The sequence below is a fragment of the Butyricimonas sp. RTP31003st1_G1_RTP31003_210430 genome (assembly GCF_040920905.1).
GTDB lineage: Bacteria > Bacteroidota > Bacteroidia > Bacteroidales > Marinifilaceae > Butyricimonas > Butyricimonas paravirosa.
In genome coordinates, this window is the sequence record NZ_JBCOSQ010000078.1 from 1 (window position 1) to 21,472 (window position 21,472).

18 protein-coding genes are annotated in these 21,472 nt (G+C 48.5%); 15 read left to right on the top strand and 3 right to left on the bottom strand.

Features of this window, described 5'->3' with window-relative positions; translation table 11 throughout:
* From AB5542_RS18300 to AB5542_RS18315, 4 genes are all read left to right on the top strand, one after another.
* Nucleotides 1–1,160: DUF5682 family protein (locus AB5542_RS18300; RefSeq protein ID WP_368243311.1), on the top strand; the 1,160-nt coding region annotated here is incomplete at its 5' end.
* 80 nt (nt 1,161–1,240) lie between these two features.
* Nucleotides 1,241–2,365 (top strand): VWA domain-containing protein, encoded by a 1,125-nt coding sequence (locus AB5542_RS18305; RefSeq protein ID WP_279038475.1) that lies wholly within the window; start codon nt 1,241–1,243, stop codon nt 2,363–2,365.
* Complete coding sequence (locus tag AB5542_RS18310; RefSeq protein WP_279038476.1) at nt 2,362–3,228, top strand: GNAT family N-acetyltransferase; 867 nt, start codon at nt 2,362–2,364, stop codon at nt 3,226–3,228. Before AB5542_RS18305 ends, AB5542_RS18310 begins: the two co-directional genes overlap by 4 nt.
* A 192-nt stretch (nt 3,229–3,420) precedes the next feature.
* Entirely contained in the window at nt 3,421–4,425 is a 1,005-nt protein-coding gene (locus AB5542_RS18315) for a YwqG family protein (RefSeq protein ID WP_279038477.1), read from the top strand.
* An 80-nt stretch (nt 4,426–4,505) separates the two neighbouring features.
* On the opposite strand, the gene AB5542_RS18320 is transcribed toward AB5542_RS18315, so the two are convergent.
* Nucleotides 4,506–5,735, bottom strand: a complete 1,230-nt coding sequence (locus tag AB5542_RS18320) for a mechanosensitive ion channel family protein (protein WP_279038478.1) — start codon at nt 5,733–5,735, stop codon at nt 4,506–4,508.
* A 249-nt stretch (nt 5,736–5,984) separates the two neighbouring features.
* Here AB5542_RS18320 and AB5542_RS18325 point away from each other — a divergent pair, with 249 nt between their 5' ends.
* Nucleotides 5,985–7,232 (top strand): M43 family zinc metalloprotease, encoded by a 1,248-nt coding sequence (locus AB5542_RS18325; protein ID WP_368243314.1) that lies wholly within the window; start codon nt 5,985–5,987, stop codon nt 7,230–7,232.
* A 22-nt stretch (nt 7,233–7,254) separates the two neighbouring features.
* Here AB5542_RS18325 and AB5542_RS18330 read toward each other — a convergent pair whose 3' ends face one another.
* The gene (locus tag AB5542_RS18330) at nt 7,255–10,218 is read right to left on the bottom strand and encodes a PEP/pyruvate-binding domain-containing protein (RefSeq protein ID WP_368243315.1); all 2,964 of its coding nucleotides are present in this window, start codon (nt 10,216–10,218) and stop codon (nt 7,255–7,257) included.
* A gap of 546 nt (nt 10,219–10,764) precedes the next feature.
* On the opposite strand from AB5542_RS18330, the gene AB5542_RS18335 reads away from it, so the two are divergent.
* The 8 genes from AB5542_RS18335 (at nt 10,765) to AB5542_RS18370 (ending at nt 18,864) form a co-directional block, all read left to right on the top strand.
* Complete coding sequence (locus tag AB5542_RS18335) at nt 10,765–11,118, top strand: hypothetical protein (RefSeq protein WP_087420118.1); 354 nt, start codon at nt 10,765–10,767, stop codon at nt 11,116–11,118.
* 13 nt (nt 11,119–11,131) lie between these two features.
* The gene (gene bioB / locus AB5542_RS18340; RefSeq protein WP_279038481.1) at nt 11,132–12,112 is read left to right on the top strand and encodes a biotin synthase BioB; all 981 of its coding nucleotides are present in this window, start codon (nt 11,132–11,134) and stop codon (nt 12,110–12,112) included.
* 37 nt (nt 12,113–12,149) lie between these two features.
* A complete protein-coding gene (bioA, locus tag AB5542_RS18345) occupies nt 12,150–13,433 on the top strand; it encodes an adenosylmethionine--8-amino-7-oxononanoate transaminase (RefSeq protein ID WP_279038482.1) in 1,284 nt (427 codons plus the stop codon).
* Between the two features lie 58 nt (nt 13,434–13,491).
* Nucleotides 13,492–14,649 carry an aminotransferase class I/II-fold pyridoxal phosphate-dependent enzyme gene (locus AB5542_RS18350; protein ID WP_118302538.1) on the top strand — a complete coding sequence of 386 codons (1,158 nt, stop codon included), beginning with the start codon at nt 13,492–13,494 and terminating at the stop codon, nt 14,647–14,649.
* Nucleotides 14,650–14,802: 153 nt separating this feature from the next.
* The gene (locus tag AB5542_RS18355; RefSeq protein ID WP_087420121.1) at nt 14,803–15,453 is read left to right on the top strand and encodes a DUF452 family protein; all 651 of its coding nucleotides are present in this window, start codon (nt 14,803–14,805) and stop codon (nt 15,451–15,453) included.
* On the top strand, nt 15,444–16,202 hold the full coding sequence (gene bioC, locus AB5542_RS18360) for a malonyl-ACP O-methyltransferase BioC (RefSeq protein ID WP_279038483.1): 759 nt from the start codon (nt 15,444–15,446) through the stop codon (nt 16,200–16,202). Before AB5542_RS18355 ends, bioC begins: the two co-directional genes overlap by 10 nt.
* A gap of 167 nt (nt 16,203–16,369) precedes the next feature.
* Nucleotides 16,370–17,059: a dethiobiotin synthase gene (gene bioD / locus AB5542_RS18365; RefSeq protein WP_279038524.1), complete on the top strand. Its 690-nt coding sequence runs from the start codon at nt 16,370–16,372 to the stop codon at nt 17,057–17,059.
* On the top strand, nt 17,056–18,864 hold the full coding sequence (locus AB5542_RS18370) for a peptidase U32 family protein (RefSeq protein WP_279038484.1): 1,809 nt from the start codon (nt 17,056–17,058) through the stop codon (nt 18,862–18,864). The genes bioD and AB5542_RS18370 overlap by 4 nt, the downstream gene beginning before the upstream one ends.
* On the opposite strand, the gene AB5542_RS18375 is transcribed toward AB5542_RS18370, so the two are convergent.
* Complete coding sequence (locus AB5542_RS18375; RefSeq protein WP_087420125.1) at nt 18,865–19,185, bottom strand: DMT family transporter; 321 nt, start codon at nt 19,183–19,185, stop codon at nt 18,865–18,867.
* Nucleotides 19,186–19,294: 109 nt separating this feature from the next.
* Between AB5542_RS18375 and AB5542_RS18380 the strand changes: the two genes are divergently transcribed.
* Both AB5542_RS18380 and AB5542_RS18385 read left to right on the top strand, forming a co-directional pair.
* On the top strand, nt 19,295–19,837 hold the full coding sequence (locus tag AB5542_RS18380; protein WP_279038485.1) for a Crp/Fnr family transcriptional regulator: 543 nt from the start codon (nt 19,295–19,297) through the stop codon (nt 19,835–19,837).
* Between the two features lie 141 nt (nt 19,838–19,978).
* Nucleotides 19,979–21,160 (top strand): clostripain-related cysteine peptidase, encoded by a 1,182-nt coding sequence (locus AB5542_RS18385; protein ID WP_087420127.1) that lies wholly within the window; start codon nt 19,979–19,981, stop codon nt 21,158–21,160.
* Nucleotides 21,161–21,472: the final 312 nt, after the last annotated feature.

Consider the following 21,472-nt stretch of genomic DNA (forward strand, 5'->3'; position numbering starts at 1 on the left):
CGGATGATGTACCTAAAGTTCCTCTTCTCGTGGATGTGGAGAAGTTGTTGAAACGCTTGCGCTTACCCCTTACGACCGAGGTGAAGGAATTCCAGTTGGATTTGCGGAAACCGATGGATTTGGAGCGGAGTATCTTTTTCCACCGCTTGAACTTGCTCGGTATAAAGATGGCCCGTCCGTTACGGGTTGATGGGAAGGGAACTTTCAAGGAGGCTTGGTCCGTTTATTACGAACCGGAGCAGACCCTTGCCGTGATCGAGAAGGCCGTGTGGGGAAATACTTTGTCCGAGGCTGTTATCGCATATAACACCCATTTGTCGAAAGACATCACGTCTATATCCGAGTTGGTGGACTTGCTGGAACGGGTAATTCCTGCGGATTTGCCCGCTCTCGTGGAAGAAATGACGTCCCGGTTGGATGCGCTTTCCGCCTCGACAACCGATGTGCTGGAGATGATGAAGACTATCCCCGGTATGGTGAACGTGGTTCGTTACGGGAGTGTACGGAATTTGGATTACGGGAAGGTCAACGATATGCTGAACGCCATGATGGCCCGTGTGCTTGCCGGGGGAGTGCTGGCTTGCACGAACGTGGACGAGGATGCGGCTGCGGAGGTCATGGAGCGATTGGTGGCTGTCGATTATGCTATGGCCACGGCGAACCAACCGGGATTGATGGAGATGTGGACGGAACTGGTGAACAAGATCCGGGAAGCACGGGGTTCTCATCCCTTGCTGTCCGGTTATTGTACTCGTTTATTGCGGGATAAGAATATCCTTGGATACGAGGAAACGGCCCAAACGTTGAGTTATTATACGTCTCCCGGGAACACGGCATCCGACACGGCATTCTGGTTTGAAGGATTCCTTAAATCATCGGGTACTATCTTGTTGCTGGACGATCAGTTATGGGATTTGGTGAATAGTTGGTTGGCCACTCTGAATGATGGGAGTTTCATGGAGTTATTGCCCATACTTCGCCGAACCTTCAGCGAGTACAGCCTGCCGGAACGTCGTAAACTCGGTGAGAAAGCCAAGGGAACTTCTGCCGTGAAACGGGTAAATGCGGAAGGCAAGGCGTTTAATGGGGAAGATGCCCGGAGGGTAATCCCGTTGATAGAGCGGTTATTAGGCATTTGGAACGAGAAAGGTAAAAGATAAAAACTAAAAGATAAAAGTAGGAAATCAAAAAATGTTGGCCTGTGTAGGAGGAATTTAAAATCTAAAATTTAAAATCTAAAATGGAAGAAGCTCTTTTAAAGCGATGGCGATTAATACTGGGAGGAAACGAGGCGGATGGAACGGGAGTTTCTCTCTCTGCTGAGGAGAGTCGCGTGGATGCTGCCTTGAATGCTTTGTACGATAGTGACCGTAAAGGGGGATTGAGTGGTTCGGCTCCCAAGGTGAGCCGTTGGTTGGGAGACATCCGGGAGTTTTTCCCGCAGACAGTTGTACAAGTGATTCAAAAGGACGCAATCAAGCGACTGAACTTGAATTCGTTACTGACCGAGAAAGAGATGCTTGAATCGGTGGTGCCGGACGTGCATCTGGTGGCAACGTTGATGTCCTTGAGTCGGGTGATACCGGAGAAGAACAAGGTTATTGCCCGGGAAGTCGTACGTAAAGTGGTGGACGAGCTGATGAAAAAGCTATCGTCACCCATGCAACAGGCCGTTACCGGGACTTTGAACCGTTCCAGCAGGCGGAGAAATCCCCGCTACAACGAGATTGACTGGAAGACGACAATCGAGAAAAACCTACGGAACTACCAGCCGGAGTACAAGACGATTATCCCGGAGGTTCGTATCGGTTTCGGCCGGAAACGCCGGGCGTTGAAGGACATAGTGCTGTGTCTCGACCAGAGTGGTTCGATGGGGGCATCCGTGGTCTATTCGGGAATATTCGGCTCCGTGCTGGCCTCGATTCCGGCCGTACAGACCCGTATGGTGGTGTTTGACACCTCGGTAGTTGACTTGACGGATGATTTGCAGGACCCGGTGGACTTGCTTTTCGGCGTACAACTGGGTGGCGGTACGGATATTGACCGGGCCTTGGGGTATTGTCAGACGGTGATCACTCGTCCCTCGGACACGGTGCTGGTTCTCGTGACCGACTTGTGTGAGGGGGGTAACGAGCGGGAGATGCGCAAGAAGATGATTTCTCTCGTGCAGAGTGGGGTGCAATTGATCGTGTTGTTAGCTCTGAATGACGACGGGGCGCCTTTCTACGACAAGGAGAACGCTCAATTCCTAGCAGAACTGGGTGTTCCGGCATTTGCCTGTACCCCGGACAAGTTCCCGGACTTGATGGCGGCGGCTTTGGCAAAACAAGATATAGGAATGTGGTTATCAAAGAATATACAGTGAAGGAAAAAAGAAACAGAGCGGAAATCGTGGAACGATGCGTGGAATTATGGGAGGCCTCTGTGCGAGCTACCCATGATTTCCTCGTGGAAGAAGATATAGAGTTTTACAGGCCTTTTGTGCGTGAGAATTGCGAGAAGTTGCCCTTGCTACTTCATTATGAAGGGGATGAAATTGTAGCCTTTTTGGGGTATGACATGACATCTATCGAGATGCTTTTCGTGGATCCGGATTACCGGGGAAAGGGCATCGGTCGTGATCTTATCGAGTGGGCGATCGAGGATGTTCACGCGGAGACGGTGGCCGTGAACGAGCAAAACGGGCAGGCCGTGGGCTTTTATGCCCGGATGGGGTTTGAGGTGGAACGCCGCACGGAAACGGACGGTTGCGGAAAACCTTACCCGATCCTGTACCTGCGTTTAAAGAATCCCCCGCAGCGAATGGTAAAGGTGACGGGGGATAAGAAAGCGTATCTTCATCTTCTACTGGATGCGGACCCGTGCGAGGTGATGGTTGACCGTTACTTGGAGGAGGGCGATATGTTCATTCTGGAGAGGGATGGGAAGGTGATCGGGGAGGCTGTTGTTGATGAAAAGGGGGAAATCAAGAATTTGGCCGTGTTGCCGGAGTATCAAGGGAAATTGTACGGGATGTACATTCTCTCTTTTCTGGCCGGTTATTATAAAAATCGTTTTTCTTGTTTGTGGGTGGGGACGAGCGAGGGTGGCGTGGGGTATTACGAGCGTTACGGTTTCGTGCAGGACCACGTGGTGAAGAATTTCTTTACGGATAATTACCCGGAACCAATCATCGATAACGGAAAACCTTGCGTGGATATGACTTACCTGCGTTTGGAGATTCGTTAAATAGGACTATTTTTTGGATATGTTTGCTATTTTCTCCGGATGGTAGGCTGGTTGTTTAACTAAATGTAGCCTGTTTTAAGCCTAATATTAGCCTAGGTAAGGTAGGCTAATACCAAGCTTTTAGTTTTTAGCTTTTAACTTTTAGTTTCTTTTTGTATTTTTGGCACGGAAATCATTTAATAAGACGATATTATGGGATTCTTTAATAAAATATTCGGAGGCGGAGGAAATGAAGGGAAGAAAGAGACTTCAGCAGATCGAATACTGCGGGTTATCAAGGAGAAAACAACGACAGAGTGCGTGACGCTGATCCCGTCAAAAGGAACAACTAAACCCTGGGAGAGCAAGATCGGGGGGATGCCCTATATGCCTAAAGGGTTTGACTATCCTTACGAGGAGGCGGGAAGTACGGTTGTCACGGAAGGACAAGCACCTGCGGTGGCTGCGAGCGTGGCGGCCGGACCATTTGCCGGGTTAGATGGAGGTACAACCACCGTGCCTTCCGCAGCCGCAGGAGAGGCTCTCGAACAGGTGGAAGAACGAAAGTTGTTGCCATTGCGTTTCTTGGCACAGGTGAATTTCAGCGAGATGCCGCCGTTGGATGGTTTTCCGACAAAGGGAATTCTCCAGTTTTATATTGCGGGAGAAAATGCCCACGGGTTGAATTTCGAGAATCCGGAAGAGCAGAAGGGATTCCGGGTGATTTATCACGAGGAAGTAGTGGAAGATGAGACGGCTTTACTTTCTGTTTTACCGACGGAGGGTGTGGAGTACCCGGATGGTTTCCCGGTGGATGGTGAATTAAGACTGAATTTCGAGAAATCGTCCATGCCGATGGGGGGCGGAGACTATCGTTTCGATAAATTGTTGTTGGATGCCTATAACGAGGCGAATCCCGATGCACGGGTGGCCTCTCTGGACCGAGCCCCGGAGGATGAGCTGGATAAGGTTTACGACCAACTGGATATGGGAGGGCATCGTGTGGGAGGGTATCCCTTCTTCACGCAGCTTGACCCGCGGGAGTATCATCAGGAGTTGAAGGAAAATTCAATCTTGTTGTTCCAGTTGGATTCAGATGAAACTGATGATTATAAGATCGTGTGGGGGGATTCCGGCGTGTGCAATTTCTTTATCCGTCCGGAGAACTTGGCTAAACGGGATTTTAGCCGGGTGTTGTATCATTGGGATTGCTACTAGGAAGTTTAAAGATAAAAGATAAAAACTAAAAGTTGGAGGCCGGTAATGACTTCCAACTTTTAGTTTTTATCTTTTATCTTTTAGTTTTCCTGCATCCACTCCATGTTTGTCGGGTATTGGAACACTTTCAGTTTGAAAAGTGGGAGAATGGCAAACAAGTGGTCGAAAATGTCAGCTTGTACTCGTTCGTAGATTACCCATTGTTTTTGTGCCGAGAAACAATAAATTTCTAACGGGATGCCCGTCGGGGTGGGTTGTAGTTGCCGCACCATGTGGGTCATGTCGAGGTTAATGTTGGAATTGGCGGCAAGCCACGCCTCCATGTATTCCCGGAAAGTCCCGATGTTGGTCAGGCGGCGTTTGTCAAGCGGGTTTTCCACGCTGGCATTATATTCGTTCAGTTCCTTCATCTTGCCCTCTATGTAACTTTTGAGCAGTGCGGATTGTTTAAGGTTTTCAAGGTCTTCGTTCGTGAGGTAATGCACGGAATAGATGTCGATGTTGACGGATCGTTTAATGCGTCGTCCGCCGGATTCCTGCATTCCCCGCCAGTTGGTGAATGACTCGGAAACGAGCTTGTAAGTGGGGATCGTGGAGATGGTTTTGTCCCAGTTCTGTACTTTCACGGTGGTGAGGTTGATCTCGATCACGTCACCATCCGCGTTACTACTCGGCATGACAATCCAGTCCCCGATGTTTACCATTCGGTTGGAGATTAACTGTATTCCGGCCACGAACCCTAGAATAGAATCCTTGAATACCAGCATGAGGACAGCGGAGATGGCTCCCAGTCCGGCAAGTAGTGCAACGGGATCTTTATCGATCAGTATGCTGATCACGATGATGGTTGCGGCACAGTAGAAGAATATCTTGATCACTTGAATGAACACCTTGATCGGTCGGTCCTTGGCCATCGGGTAGCTATCGTATATCCGGTTGATGCCGTCCAGTATGCTCGACACGATGAGCAGGAAGGAGAGTGTGATCCAGACATTGATCAGTTTCATGAGGAAGGCAAATTGAGTCCATTCGAATTCCTTGAATACGATTTGTATCACGATGGGGGCGATGAGAAGTCCCAGCCGGTTAAAGAATCGTTGATCGAGCATGAGATCATCCCAGTTCGTTGCCGTCCGTTTGGTCAGTTTTAGTACGATACGTGCTAGCCATTGGCGGGTAAGCACGTGGATAATCCAGTTGATGATACCGATAATCACAAGCAGGGCCATGAAGTAGATGATGTCGGAAATACTTTCCGAGTAAATACCCAAATGCTGTAAGCCGGCTTGAATGTAATTTTCAATCGTCATGTTTCAAATATTTTAGTTGGTTTAACGCATGGACAAAATTAATAATTTTAACCTGATATATAGAATTTACTGCCATTTTGGATTATTTTATTTCGAGGAATAGCTTTGAAAGGGAGGTTTGGGAACTCCGACTCGTGGCGGGGATGGAGTGTGAGTTGATTTCTGATTATTTTGTTTAATTTTGTCACGAGAGGATATGTTTTTTGCGTGGGGATTCGGCTGGAAGAAATATTATAAAAAGTAAAGTATATGAGGCTGAATCGTGGATTATCATGTTTATTATTTCTGGGAGTGTTGGCGTTTTCAGGGTGTAGTGACGATGAGTGGGAAGGATTGAAGGTATTTGACGGGACTTTCTTCGAGATCGGGAGTGAGGGGGAACAGTTGCGAATTCCCGTACGGAGCAGTTCGGAATGGGTGGTTACCGGAAACTGGGAAAAGTGGTGCGAGATACGGCAGGAGAGTGGAGAGAAAGTCGATACGTTGGTGCTGGACGTGGGAGTAAATATCGCCCGGCAGGAACGGGGGATATCGCTGGAATTGAGTAACCGGGAGGAAACTTTGGAGATCGAGTTACGACAGGTGGCTGCCACGGAAGAGTATGAATACGTGTTGCCCGTGATCTTTCACGTGCTTTATCGTGTCCCGGAGGATGATGTTCCGGTTGGTTATTTATCGTCTTGTCTCGAACGGGTAAACGAGTTGTACAGGGACGGTCCGGTGGATATGAATCTGAAATTCGTGTTGGCAACTCACGATCCTAACGGGCAATTATTGGAGGAGCCGGGAGTTCGCCGTGAGTTTCGGGAAGAGTTGCCGATGGATATGTTTGATTTTGTTGGTAATAAGTTCGGGGATTGTGCTTGGGTATGGGATCCGAAGGAGTATATTAATGTTGTGATATTCGATTCAAAAAGTATTCCTTCAGGTTGTGCGCATTTTCCTTACTTACCGGAGAGTGTGGTTTTACCGGGTGTCTTATTTTCTGATTGGTATGCCGACCATCTACCCGATGCCCACGTTCATTGTGTGGCATGGAATCGTTCCCATATGTTTTCAAGGTACGAGCTACTGGGTGTTATTTTCGATTATGACGTGTTTACTTTGGCTCACGAGATGGGGCATTACTTGGGACTGTTACATCCCTTCGTGGATGGTAAAGGGAATTTTGGGGATTATTGTGATGACACGCCGGATTATTGTGTAAATGGGTATGAAACGTTTTTGAGTGAACTGGATGAAACCTTCCCTTACAGTGATGATAATTACCGGAAAGTTATTCAACGGGTGGCGTTGAACGGAAGGGTATTCATAGCCGATAATATTATGGACTACGAGTTTGGTTATTTGGATCGTTTTACACTTGAGCAGAGGAAGAGAGTTCGGACCGTGCTGGAAAACGCTTGGTTATTACCGGGCCCGAAGATCGAGGTGGAACCACGGGCTCGAAGTGGGAAGAAGGCCGTGAAACCGTCGGTACCGAAACCGGTAAGTTAGCGGTTGGACAGCCCCTTTATGACTAATACGTAACCACCGACGTTTGTTTCTTCCCGTCCATCCACACGGTCAGTGGAGCCTTGAATCGCACATGGCGGGAGTATTTAAACTCCTCGATGACATCTTGTTGTCGGAGGATGTCAAAGTTGATGAAGGCATCTGCGGGCTGGAAGGGGATAGCGAAGTAACCCACTTTCATGGAGGTGACGTTATGGAAGAAGTGCGAGCCTAGGGAGGCATCCAGCGGGAAATCGGGAAGTCCTTGCTCCACGATGACTTTGGCATTGGCTATGTCGGACCATTGTACGGGTATCCCGGTGAGCGGATCGCGTGTACCCCAGCGTCCCGGTCCGATGAGCAGGTACTTGTCGCCTTCCCGGGCGATCTGCGAGTTGTGGCGTTTGATCTCCTCGGCGATTTCCTCGGTACGTAATCGGTCAAATTTGTCGGGATCGACGTACACGACATCCCGGATGTATTGCAATTTTCCGTTCCCCATTCCTTTATCAGCCTTTAACAGCACGTGGGTCGGATCGATGGACAGGTCATCGATGTCGATGTTATACTCGTTTTTGATCAGCGGTTTGATCTGCAAGAGGTAGAAGACGGGCGTGCCGTTTTCGAAATTAACAGAAAACTCGATCTCGACGGGAGATCCCATGGCTTGCGAGAAGATGTTCAGCAGGATTTGCAAGGTAGGTGCCAGCGGGAAATAGTCGTACTGGAGTATTTTGGAAAAGTCCACGATGCGGGGGCCCTTGACGGAAAAGTCGTAGGTAATCTGGTCGTTCATGAAGTCATAGACGGAGGCGGTGTATTCTAGCGTACCGTCACGTTCGGCCTCCGAGATGTCATACGCTTTGATAGCGGCATTTTCCCCGTCCCGGTAGAGGTCGTAATCCTGTGCGAGCATATTCACGCCGTAGAAGTAGCGTTGCGATGCCTTGATTTTGTCCTGCGTGGAGGCCAGTTGCAACTTGGGATAGGCGGGACTAAAACGATGCGTCTTTTCACCGCCCACAACGTAAGCACCCAACCCGATGGCAGTGACGGCGAACCCGTCTTCCGGTTGGATATAGGAGAAGGGGTAAAAGTTGTAAGATTGGGCCACGCCGCTGATTTCGGGGTAATATCGTCCGTTATGCTCGTTACCGATGACTTCCTGTATGATTACGGCCATTTTCTCTTCCTCGATCATGTAGTCGATAGCGTTGAAGTATGCCCGGGATTCCGACGAGTAGATGGAGGCGAAGACGAGCTTGATGGCATTCTCGACATCCTCCAGCCGACGCTCGAAGTCCGGGTGGTTGTTGGGGAGCAGGTAGGTGGAATAGACCCCGGCAAACGGTTGATTGAGCGAGTCCTCGAAAAGCCCGGAGGAACGCACGGCTAGCGGTTTAGTCATGACCTGAAGGTACTTCCGCAGGTTGTCACGCAACTTTTCGGAGAGGCGTGCGGTGCGGAAGGCCTCCAGAACGTGATCATATTCTTTGTCCTCGAAGATGACGTCGTAGAGGTTGTTGGTCTCTAGGAAGTTGTCGAATTCATCCACGCCGATAACGGCTGTCTTGGGGATAGCCACGCGTAGGTTGGGGATGAGTTTCTTGAGGTAAACATTCTCGATGAAGTTGGAGAGGAATGCCAATCCTCGCCCCTTGCCACCGAGCGATCCGTCACCGAGCAGGGTGATGTAGCGGTTGGAGTTCACGAGTTTCGGGTTGAACTTGATGATGCGTCCCCGTAGTTTCTTGAGTTTCGATGCCTCGAAAACGTTCGCTATGAAACGGCGTATTTCGTCCGGGCTTTTGAAGTAACTGAAACTGTAGCGGCGTAGTTTTTTCGCCAGGTTGATTTCGGCTCGTGCCATGAGCCATGTGGAGATTCCGTTGCGAATAGCGTGGTATTCCAGTGATTCATCGGGGATGGTCATGAGTTTCTGGCGGAATTCCTCGATATTGTGTGCCCGGTCGATGACCTTTCCATTGTGGTCCCGGAAGATGAAATCTCCGAAACCGAGTTGGTTTTTGATGAAGTCCTGTATTTCCCGTGCTAGCGTGAGAGAGTTCTTGTTGATGAAATGGGCGTTCACTTCCCGTGCCCGGCGCTCGTTGTCGGCTTCGTGACTTTGGAGTAGGCAAGGAATCTTGTTGTCAAGTTGCTGCACGTATTTTATGAGACTGACCCCGGCGTCCTCGTCTTCCATACCGTTGTGAGCGTAGCGGACGTCGGAGATGACACCGATAATGTTGTTGCGATATTTGTTGATGATGCCCACGGCATCCTCGAAGTTACTGACAAGGATCAGTTTCGGGCGCACCCGCATCCGGAGGATCACGCCCATCTCGTCGTTGGAGGGTTCCTCGGCGATGATGGCCTGTGTCTGGCTCATGATCTCGGTGTAGAGTAGGGGCAAATAGCGGGAATAATACTTTACAGAGTCCTCGACGACGAGGATAACCCGCACGTCGCCCAGCTTGGTATCGGCTTCTAGGTTAATCTTGTCCTCGAGGTATTTGGCCATGGCGAGGAACACTTTCGTGGAACCGTTCCACACGAATACCCGCTCGATGGATTCGCTGATCTCTTTTTCAGAACTCAGCAGGTAAGAGAGGTCCGCGTTATTGTTGACCAGCATGAGCTGGCAGATGTCGGGGTAGAGTTCTTTGATGTGACGGCTGGTGAGGATGGGGGTTTCTTTGTCCAATCCTGCCATGATGATGATCAAGTCGAAATGGCGTTTTTTCAACTCGTGCAAGGCTCCTTCCTCGTTTGCCACGGAGGTGAAACGGGGAGCGGCGAAAAGGTTCAGTTGGAGATATTCACCGAATATCTTCCCGGAGAATTGTCCTTCCCGTTCGATGGTGTAGGAGTCGTAGTAGTTGGCGATGAGTAGGATTTCTTTAACCTTGAAGGGCATGAGTTCCTGGAAAATGTCGCGGTCACTCTTTTTCCGCTTGTATATTTTATTCAAGTCTATTTTTTCCATGATGTTTTGTTTTGTACAAAGCTAAAGATTTGTTGGCGGAATGGCAAGAGAAAATAAGATAGGATTTACGATTTATGTTTCATAGCCACGATCGTTTAAACCGACATTCGGTTGAAAATAATAAACAAAAATGCAGCCGTATAGCTATATTTTGTAAATATATTTGTATATTTGACAAATCGTTATATGAAAATCTATCGTCGAGATGACGAAAGCGAAAAACGGGACCCCCCGGGATTTCATATTCTCCCGGGGGATTTACGAGAGGAAAGATAATTATAATATACTTAACCTGAACTTAAGTTTCGCGCTACATATTTTTATGACGAAAAGATGGATTTTTATATATTGATGCGCGATTTCCCGGGTGGCATTGGTCACCCGGTCTTTTTATATTTTTATTAGGAGTAGTTTGTCATGATCCTGCTCATGCGTGGAGTCGGAGTACATGGAATTATCCACGGGAGAAATACACGAATTTATTCCTCCAATTAACAAAGATTTTTATTAACTTGCGACGTTTTATTGTAATGGAAACATTTTGATATGAATAAACGTGCCATGCGATCCGGTTTGATGTTGTGTTTTTCCCGTTGGAACAGGAAAGGATACGCTATTTTCGCCTCACTGGGACGGAATGTTCGGATCGGGCGGCTGGCTATTCATATTTGCGAAATGTCATTACAGAAATCGTCGAGGAAGGGCGTGATCGTGATGCTGGCGGAAGTGTTCGAGCGGTTGGAGAGGTCGTTCGAAGGGTACGTGGAGAAGGTGAAACGAGCGGGGTTCAAGCTATTGCCGACTCGTACGGGTATGGAGGATGTCTTCATTAATTCTTATCATAATTTGAAATTTGAAGGTATTCCTGTCCTTGGACAGGGTACCTTTTTTATTTTTTAACAGGAAACAGGAAATGAAAGAAGAAAATATTATAGAGGAATTAAAGCGAAAGGTGGAAGAGGGGGGACAGGTTACCCGGGAAGAGGCGTTGGCCTTGTCACGGGTGGAAGATAAGAAGGCTTTGTACGAGGCGGCCGGGGCTATTCGGGATCGTTTTGCCGGGCGGTATTTTGACACTTGCTCGATCGTGAACGCCCGTTCGGGACGTTGTTCCGAGAATTGTAAGTGGTGTGCGCAGTCGGCCGTGTTCAAAACGCACGTGCAGGAGTACGAGCTGATTGACGAGGAGAGCTGCATGGAGCTGGCTCGGCTGAATGCCAAGTACGGGGTGAACAAGTTTTCGTTCGTCACGAGCGGGCGTTCCTTGTCGGATAAGAACATTGACAAGTTGTGCGAGTATGCCGTGAAGATCAAGCAGGAGATGAAGATTAACCTTTGCGCTTCCATGGGGTTACTGACGAGAGAGCAATTGAAAAGACTGAAAGATGCGGGTATAACCCGCTATCATTGTAACTTGGAAACGTCCCGCCGCTATTTCTCTACTCTTTGCACGTCCCACACGACGGATGAGAAGATCGAGACGATCCGCCATGCGCTTGAGCTAGGGATGGAAGTGTGTTCCGGGGGTATCATCGGCATGGGCGAGACGATGGAAGATCGCGTGGACTTGGCGCTGACGGTACGGGAGTTGGGCGTGAAATCTATCCCGATGAACGTGCTGAACCCGATTCCGGGTACCCCGCTGGAAGGAGCGGCATCACTCGCGGACGAGGAGGTGCTGACGACGGTGGCTGTTTTCCGTTTCATCCATCCTGATGCCTTCCTGCGCTTTGCCGGGGGACGGGCGCTGATCGCTCATATCGAGGAAGATGCTATCCGGGCTGGGATTAACTCGGCTATCGTGGGTGATCTTCTGACCACGATCGGCTCGAAGGTGATAGAGGATATGGAGAAGGTGAAAAGACTAGGCTTTACGACAGAAGATAATCTTTAACTTTTAGTTTTTAACTTATAACTTTTAACTTTATAAAGTGGACACGGCAGAATTATTGAAGTTTGACAGGGAGCATTTGTGGCATCCCTACACGTCAACGGTTAACCCACTTCCGGTTTACCCGGTGAAGAGGGCAGAAGGTGTGTATATTGAACTGGAGGACGGGACGCGTCTGATTGACGGAATGTCCTCGTGGTGGTGCGTGGTACACGGGTATAATCACCCGGCTATTAACGCTGCTATTGAAGAGCAATTAAAGAGTATGTCACACGTCATGTTCGGAGGGCTGACACATCGTCCTGCGGTGGAACTGGCGGAGAAACTGGTGGAATTGGCCCCCGATGGGATTGACAAGGTATTCTATTGTGATTCCGGCTCGGTGGCCGTGGAAGTGGCGATGAAGATGGCCCTACAATATTGGTACGCTGCCGGGAGAGACGATAAACGCCATTTTCTGACGATCACGAAGGGATACCACGGGGATACGTGGAATGCCATGTCCGTGTGTGACCCCGTGACGGGGATGCATAATATATTCCGGGGATCACTGCCCATGCAGTATTTTATTCACCGACCGGAAGCCCGTTACGGGGAGCCTTGCCTACCGGAGCATATTGAAGAACTGAAACAAAGCCTGCGGAATAACCACAACCGTATTGCTGCCGTGATACTGGAACCTATTGTGCAGGGAGCCGGGGGTATGTGGTTTTACTCGGCGGATTATTTGCGGCAGGTGCGGGAGTTGTGTAACGATTACGACGTGTTGCTGGTTTGTGACGAGATCGCCACCGGTTTCGGGCGCACGGGTAAGATGTGGGGAGTGGATCATGCGGGTATCGTGCCGGACATCATGTGTGTAGGGAAAGCGATTACGGGCGGGTACATGAGTTTTGCTGCCACGATGGCGACGGAGAAAGTAGCTACCCAGATTTGCGCGAAAGATCCCGGTGTGTTCATGCACGGTCCTACCTTCATGGGTAATCCGCTGGCTTGTGCTGCGGCAAACGCCTCGTTGGATCTGATCAGGAGTTACGATTTGGCAAACATGATCGGGCATATTCAAGACCAGTTGGAAAGAGAGCTTGCCCCGGCTCGGGAATTCCCGAACGTGGCGGACGTGCGGGTGTTGGGCGCTATCGGCGTGGTGGAGATGAAGGAACCCGTGAACATGGGACTGATTCAAGCCGCTTTCGTGAAAGAGGGCGTGTGGGTGCGTCCGTTCGGTAAGCTGGTGTATGTCATGCCGCCTTTCATCATCCGTGATTGGGAACTGCAAAGGCTGACATCCGCCTTGTTGCACGTGATTTCGTACTTGAAGTAATTGAAAATGCAAGGACTTGTAACTTGCTAACTTGTAACATTGCCGAAGGCAAAACACTATGAATAAAGAACGATATATTAATAAACTGAACAAGATAAAGGAATCAGGGAATTACCGGGTGCTGCGAGACGTGCAGCATAACGGTTTCCTGATACATTATAACGGACGGGAGATGCTGAATCTCTCGTCGAACGATTACTTGGGGTTGGCGTCGAACCCGGCGTTATACGAGGATTTTCGTAAGGAGACGGACGTGAAATTGTTGTCGTATAGTGCCGTGTCATCCCGCTTGCTATCGGGGAATCACGAGTATTATAACCTGTTAGAGAATGATTTGAGCGATTTGTACGGGAAGGAGGCCGCCTTGGTGTTAAATTCCGGTTATCATGCAAATATCGGAATATTACCCGCATTAGCAGGGAAACGGGACTTGATCGTAGCAGATAAGCTGGTACACGCCAGTATTATCGACGGCTTGCGGTTGAGCGAGGCTGAGATGTTGCGTTACCGTCATTTAGATTACGAGCATTTACGGGAAATCCTGTTTAATCATCGGGAGGAGTACGAGAACGTGTTTATCGTGACGGAGTCAATCTTCAGCATGGATGGCGACGTGGCAGACTTGCAGGAATTGTGTGATCTGAAGAGGGAATACGATACGTTCCTGTACGTGGATGAGGCGCACGCTGTCGGGGTTCGAGGTACGAACGGGCTGGGATGTTGCGAGGAGCAGGGCTGCATGGATGATATTGATTTTATCGTGGGTACTTTCGGGAAGGCATTTGCATCTTACGGGGCTTTCGTGGTTTGTGATGAGATGTTTCGGGATTTCTTGGTGAACACACAGCGCAGTTTGATTTTCACCACAGCATTGCCTCCGGTAAACGTGGCATGGACACGTTTTATCCTTAACCGGATGCCGGATTTTTACTCTTATCGCATGAAACTGACAGGCATCGCCGAACGACTGCGAGCGACACTGGCAAACCGGGGATTCGAGACCCGGGGAGATTCTCATATCGTGCCTTTCTTGTGTGGAAGTAACGAGAATAGTGTTTATATGTCCGAGTTGTTCCAAGATAACGGTTTTTTCGTGTTGCCTGTGAGATACCCGACCGTGCCGAAGAACGAGGCTCGTATCCGGTTCTCGTTGAATGCAGCGATTCCGGAGGAGGATTACGATTGTTTGATGGAGTTTATAGAGGTTAGTTTATGAGTTCATAAAGTTTATAAGGTTTATAAAGTAGTGGACCCCTGCGGGGCGCTTTGTTGACGGCAGCTGGGGCTGCCGGTAAATATTGTCCGAAGGACATCCGTCACTTTATGAACTTTATAAACCTTACGAACTTTATGAACCCAATTAAGTATTATGAAAAGGAAATGGATTACTAAAGAGGGAAACCGGGTACTCACGTTATTTTTTTGCGGTTGGGGTATGGATGAACGTACTGTGCAACACGTGAGGAGGATGGGTGATTTGCTTTTGTTCTACGATTACCGGGATATTTCCGGGGAGGATGCACCGGAGGTTGAGGGGTACGAGAGTGTTCGGGTCGTGGCTTGGTCGATGGGTGTGTGGGCAGCATCGGTGTTATTGAGCCGTTGGAATATTCCGGTTTCCTGCCGGGTGGCTATCAACGGGACAGAACGCCCGGTGGATGAGCATTACGGGATTCATCCTAAGATATATTTGCTGACGGAACGAGGTATGACCGAACAAGGAAGAGACAAGTTCTTTGCCCGTATGCTTTCCGGGAAGGAAGAAATGGAACGTTTCGAGGAAAACAGGCCTTGCAGGGCTATTGATGAGCAAAGGGACGAATTGCGACTTATCCGGGAGCAGTCGGCACGGGAAATGCCCGAAATGCACTGGGACCGGGTTTATGTTTCCGAGGAGGATGTTATCTTCCCGGTGGAAAATCAACGGAACTGGTGGGGGAATCGTGTCGAGATTATTACGCTACCGGGGGGACATTACCCGTTTTACGTGTTAGATAATTGGGAAAAGATATGGAAATAAATAAAGAAGAGGTAGAACAGCGTTTTAGGCGGAGTCGGGTTAGCTACAATGACAATGCGCGGGTGCAGAAAATGGTCGTTGATCGGATGGTTCCCATGATTTTGTCATCCGTGGAGCGTGTGCCGGAGAAGATATTGGAGATCGGTTGCGGTACGGGTTTGTTGACCTCGCAACTGCAACGAACTTTTCCGAGTGACGGGTTGTACTTGAACGATCTGGTGGAGGAGTTGTGTTATCACGCGGCGACGGTTAATCATGTGCCGCTGAAGCATTGTTTCCCGGGGGATGTGGAGAAGTTGTTTTTGCCCCTTAGTTTTGATCTGATTGCTTCTGCGTCCACTTTTCAGTGGTTTACGACTCCGGAAGAAACGTTCAAGAAATTGTCCAAGCGATTGGAGCAAAGGGGGGTGTTGGTGTTCAGTACCTTTGGGAAATTTAACTTGCGTGAAATTCGACTGACCACGGGGGGTGGGCTTGATTATTGGAATAAGGAAGAACTGGAAAAGATGCTGAAACCTTACTTCGAAATCGAATTGATAGAGGAAGAATTTCATATGCTTGAATTTGATACCCCGTTAGCGGTACTCCAACATCTGAAAAAGACGGGGGTGAATGTTTCGGGTGATTCGACAATCTGGACGAAAGGACGGGTGGATGCCTTTATCAAGGACTATAACGCCCGTTTTGCCATTGACGGAAAGGTTGCCCTAACTTACCATCCGCTTTATTTTGTGTGCAGGAGGAAATGAAGCTAAAAGTTAAAAGCTAAAAACTAAAAGTGGAGAGTGGAAAGATTCAGTGATTGCCGATTCAATGATTAGGTGATTAAAAAGAGCGTTGCGTAGAGGGTGGGAATCACTAAATCGGAAATCACTAAATCAAGAAATTAGTAGGATCTAAAATTATTAAATCTAAAATCAATAAGGTGGTATATTTTGTAAGTGGAATAGATACGGATGCCGGGAAGTCGGTGGTGACTGGGTTGCTGGCTCGCTCTTTGAGAAAGAGAGGGGTAAACGTGATTACCCAGAAGTTTATACAGACGGGATGGGTCGGTATATCAGAGGATATTCTGAAACACCGGGAGATTATGGGAATCGAACCGCAACCCGTGGATAAGGACGGGACGACGTGTCCTTACGTGATGACGTATCCGGCCTCACCTCATTTGGCGGCGGAGATTGATAAGGTGACGCTGGACATGGAGCGGATTACGGTTTTAACCCGTAAACTGGATGCTTTGTACGATATGGTGTTGCTGGAGGGAGCCGGGGGACTGTATGTGCCTGTTACTAGGGATTATTTCACGATAGATTATATTCAGGAGCATGATTATCCTTTGATTCTCGTGGCGTCTTCCAAACTGGGAAGTATTAACCACACGCTGATGAGCCTAGAGCTTTGCCGTATGCGGGGAATTAAGGTGGCGTGTCTCGTGTACAATCGTTTCCCGAATGATAGTGAGTGGATCACGAATGATTCGATTACGATATTCAAACATTACTTGGAACAATATTTCCCGTCGACAGCGTTGATTGAGGTTCCCGTGGTATACGGAACCGATTATCCGGACGTGGATGTCAGTGCGTTGGAGGGTAGAAGATGAGAAGAGTGGAACTACTTTCCCCGGCAAAGAATGTTGATGTGGCGATTGCCGCTATCAATAACGGTGCGGATGCCGTGTATATCGGCGGTCCGACTTTCGGGGCCCGGAAAGCGGTAGGGAACAGTCTGGAGGACATTGAGAAGGCAGTGTGCTATGCACATCGGTTTTATTGCCGGGTGTTTGTCACGCTGAACACGATTCTCTACGACGAGGAGTTACCGGAAGTAGAACGATTGATTCACAGCCTGTACCGGATCGGCGTGGATGCTATTATCGTGCAGGATCCGGCCATACTGAAGTTGGATTTGCCGCCGATAGCGTTGCACGCCAGCACACAGATGCATAATTATGATCTGGAGCGTATCAAGTTTCTCGATCGGTTAGGGTTCCAACGTATCGTGTTGGCGCGGGAATTGTCACTGGAACAATTACGGGAGATTCGCCGGGAAGTGAAAGCCGAGCTGGAGTATTTCGTTCACGGGGCCTTGTGTGTCAGTTTAAGCGGACAATGCTATATGTCACATTACTTGACGAAACGATCGGCTAACCGGGGCGAGTGTGCCCAAGCCTGCCGGATGCAGTGGACGGTGGAGGATGATGCGGGAAAGGTGGTGCTGAAGGATAAGTATGTACTTTCGCTGAAGGATTTGAACTTATCGGCTCATTTGTCGGAGTTGGTTGAAGTAGGCATTGATTCTTTCAAGATCGAGGGACGGTTGAAGGAGGCGGATTACGTGGCAAATGTCACGAGTTATTACTCCGGCCGTCTGGATGAAATTGTGGCTCGCAATGAGGATTTGGCACGAGTGGGTGCCGGATACGTGAAGGCCGGTTTCGAGGCTGATCCCGAGCGGAGTTTTAACCGGGGATACACGGACTACTTCTTCGTGCAGAGGAAAACGGGTATGGTGAACATGGATTCCCCGAAGTCGATGGGGAAGAAGGTGGCTATGGTGAAGCAAGTGAAGGGAAATCAGATGTGGGTGGAGTTGCTGGAACCCGTGCATAACGCTGATGGGTTGTGTTACTTTGATGGCCGGGAATTGCGGGGTGTGAAGGTGAACACGGCCGAGGGAAATCGTCTGACTTGTAACGAGAGATTGAACGTGAAACCGGGAACGTTGTTGTACCGGAATTATGACCACGAGTTTGTAACACGTCTTGCTAAAGGGACTTCCGTGCGGAAGATTAAAGTGAAGGTTGACGTGTATGCGGAGGATGCCCGGCTGGTATTGGTAGCCACGGACGAGAATGGGGTTTCTGTGATGGTACGGAGTGACGAGACGTTCGAGGTGGCCACGAATCCTGTGCAGATGGAACGTGTGGTGGGGCAATTGCGGAAAAGCGGGGATACGGAGTACGATTGTTGCGAGGTGGAATATCACGATGAAACGGTGCTTTTCATTCCTTCTTCCGTGGTGAATGGCTATCGTCGGCAATTGCTGGATGCCTTGAGCCGGGAACGGGAGGAGCAACGGGAGAGATGGGTGCAGGAGCCTTTGAACCGGGACGTGAGATATACCGGGAGTGCCGACTGGCGGCTGAACGTGGTGAACCGTCTTGCGACGGAGTTCTATCGGGAGCATGGTGTGGAGACGGTTGAACCGGGATTCGAGAAGGAAAACAGGCGGAGTGGCCGGGAAGTAATGACTACCCGCTATTGCCTGTTGTTCGAGCTGGGGATGTGTCGTAAGACGGGGAAGGATAAGGCGTTGAAATTTCCGTTGTATCTTTCCAACAATTTGGGACGGTTCCGGCTTGAATTCGATTGTAAGAATTGTTTCATGAAGGTGTTATCTATTTAATTAATGCACTAGTTTCAGACCGACAACTCCCGTCAGGATCAGGAACACGAAAAGGAGACGGTATATATTCGTCGAGTCATGGAAAAAGAAAATTCCCAATAGCACGGTACCGACTGCACCGATTCCGGTCCAGATGACGTATGCCGTGCCGATGGGGATGCTCTTTTGTGCCAGATAGAGCAGGAACCCGCTCAGCCCCATGGAGACCACGGAAAGGGCGATGAAGTGGTAGAAGTATTTCTCGTGTAATCCGGCAAGTTTAAAGCCGAGGGGCCAGCCGATTTCCAATAATCCGGCACATACCAGTAAAATCCATTGCATAGTTGTATTTATTAAGTGTTACGGGACAAAGTTAGGGCGACCGGGAGGGAAAATACTTGATAATTATCAAGAAGTCTGTATATTTGTTTTTACAATAATAGTATCTTGTATGATTGATGAAAACGTGTTGGAACGCTTGAAACCCTACCTGACGGAAGTGAGTTACCCGAAAGGGTATGTTTTGTTCAACAACGAGAAGTTGGAGAGAAATATCTACTTTATCAAGCGGGGGATCGCGAGGGCATTTGTTGAGGCTGATGGCCGGGAGGTCACGATCTGGTTCGGACAGGAGGGAGATGTGATTATATCTGCCAGGGGATACGTGTACGGGGAGAAAGGTTACGAGACTATGGTGCTTTTGGAAGATTCGGAACTCTACCGGGTGAGTGGGAAGGATTTACAGGATTTGTATTGTAACGATATTGTTATTTGTAACTGGGCAAGGCGATTGATTGAGCGGGAATTTGTGAGGACAGAACACCATCTGATTGCCAACCTCTCGGAACCTGCGGCCGATAGGTATACGCAGTTATTGCGGGAAAAACCGGAGATACTGCGTCGGGTGCAGTTGCAGCATATTGCGTCTTTCTTGGGGATTTCCTCGGAACATCTGAGCCGGATTCGGGCGATCACTAAAAACAGAACGAAGTAACGAAAAGTTTCACGAACTGAAACTGTCCCGTTTTTTCCATGTATGATTTTGTCAACCATGAAAGAAAGGCTTGATAAAATGGGAATATATCAGTGATTTTTACTATCTTGCACAAGTTTATGTAATTATTGTAAGGAAGTTATGCGAATTATTCAATATATCGGTGTGATTCTTTTCTTTTTCCTCGTGTCCTGCGAGAAAGATAACGTGGAACCACAGAAGACAAGGACGTTGATGGTTTACTTGGCGGGAGATAATAATCTTTCGGGGCATATGCAAAAGAATATCAGTTCCATGATGTCCGCTTGGAAGAAGAGTTATAATGCGAATATCGTGATCTATTTTGATGCTCCCAATGCTGCACCGGAGCTTTACACGTTCCGATTTAAAGGAAAAGAGGTGGAGAAACAAGTACTAAAAACGTATGAGGAGATGGATTCTGCGGATCCGGAAGTTCTGAAAAAGATATTGAATGAGATGCAGGATTTATACCCATCAGATTCGTATGGTTTAATTCTTGGTTCACATGCTTCAGGGTGGATTCCTTCAGGGGGATTTGGTCGGAGTAATCGGATGTTATATGCAGAGCCGGTGCTGACCCGGAGTTTCGGCACGGACTATACCGGGCCAAGCCAAATGGATACACGAGATATGGCAAAGGCAATTCCTTTCAATAAGGAGAATCTGGAATTTATCCTGTTCGATGCTTGTCTAATGTCTTCCATTGAAGTGCTTTATGATTTGCGGGACAAGGCTAAATACGTGATTGCCTCTCCGGCTGAACTTCCGGCACCGGGTTTCCCTTATAACCGGGTGATGCCTTATTTCTGGGGGAAGGGAAAGAATTTGGAAAAGGATTTGGTGAAAGTGTGTGATGAATTTTGGGATTATTATAACACGTATAATGCCACTAATCGATTTGGTACGATTGCTTTAATAAAGATGGATGGGATGGAGCATTTATTTGATCTTACTCGTGAGATCTTGCAAGGGAAGAAGGATTACGTGGCTGATATATATCAGAAAGCTGTTTATTGTTATCCTATGGTGGAATACTCCAAGTATGATAGATTTTTTGACTTGGGAGAATATATGAAGTATATGACTGAGGGAAGAGAAGGACTTTACAAGGAGTATCGTGATTTTTTGGATAATCAGGTTGTTATCTATAAAAATGTAACGAATCCATTTTATTATATATCAATACCGGAGGAAAAATTTAGCGGGATTGCAACTTACATACCACTCAGTATATGGCCTACCGAGACAAACGCTTATTGGGGATTTTCCTGGTCAGGTGTCTATGATGCGGTAACGGAATAAGTGAGATTATCCCTAATCCAGTAGTTTTCTTCGGGATCTAATGGCCTGAAATCTTGTTCTTGCTTGTATATGGCCTTGTTACGGGGCTATAGGACGGGGTTTTCAATCATGTTATTTTTAATTGTCATCTGTTAAAATGGCGGCTATGATCGGGCGATAAGCGGGCGAGTAGGCGGCGATAGCGCCTAATTGTCACCTAATAATCACTCAATCATCAGGTAACGGGGATGGATATCCCCGTGGAAGGGGATGTTACCCCCCTCGTTATTGCCAGTGACTTGTAGAAATGTTGTGCCGTACTCTCCTTAATAT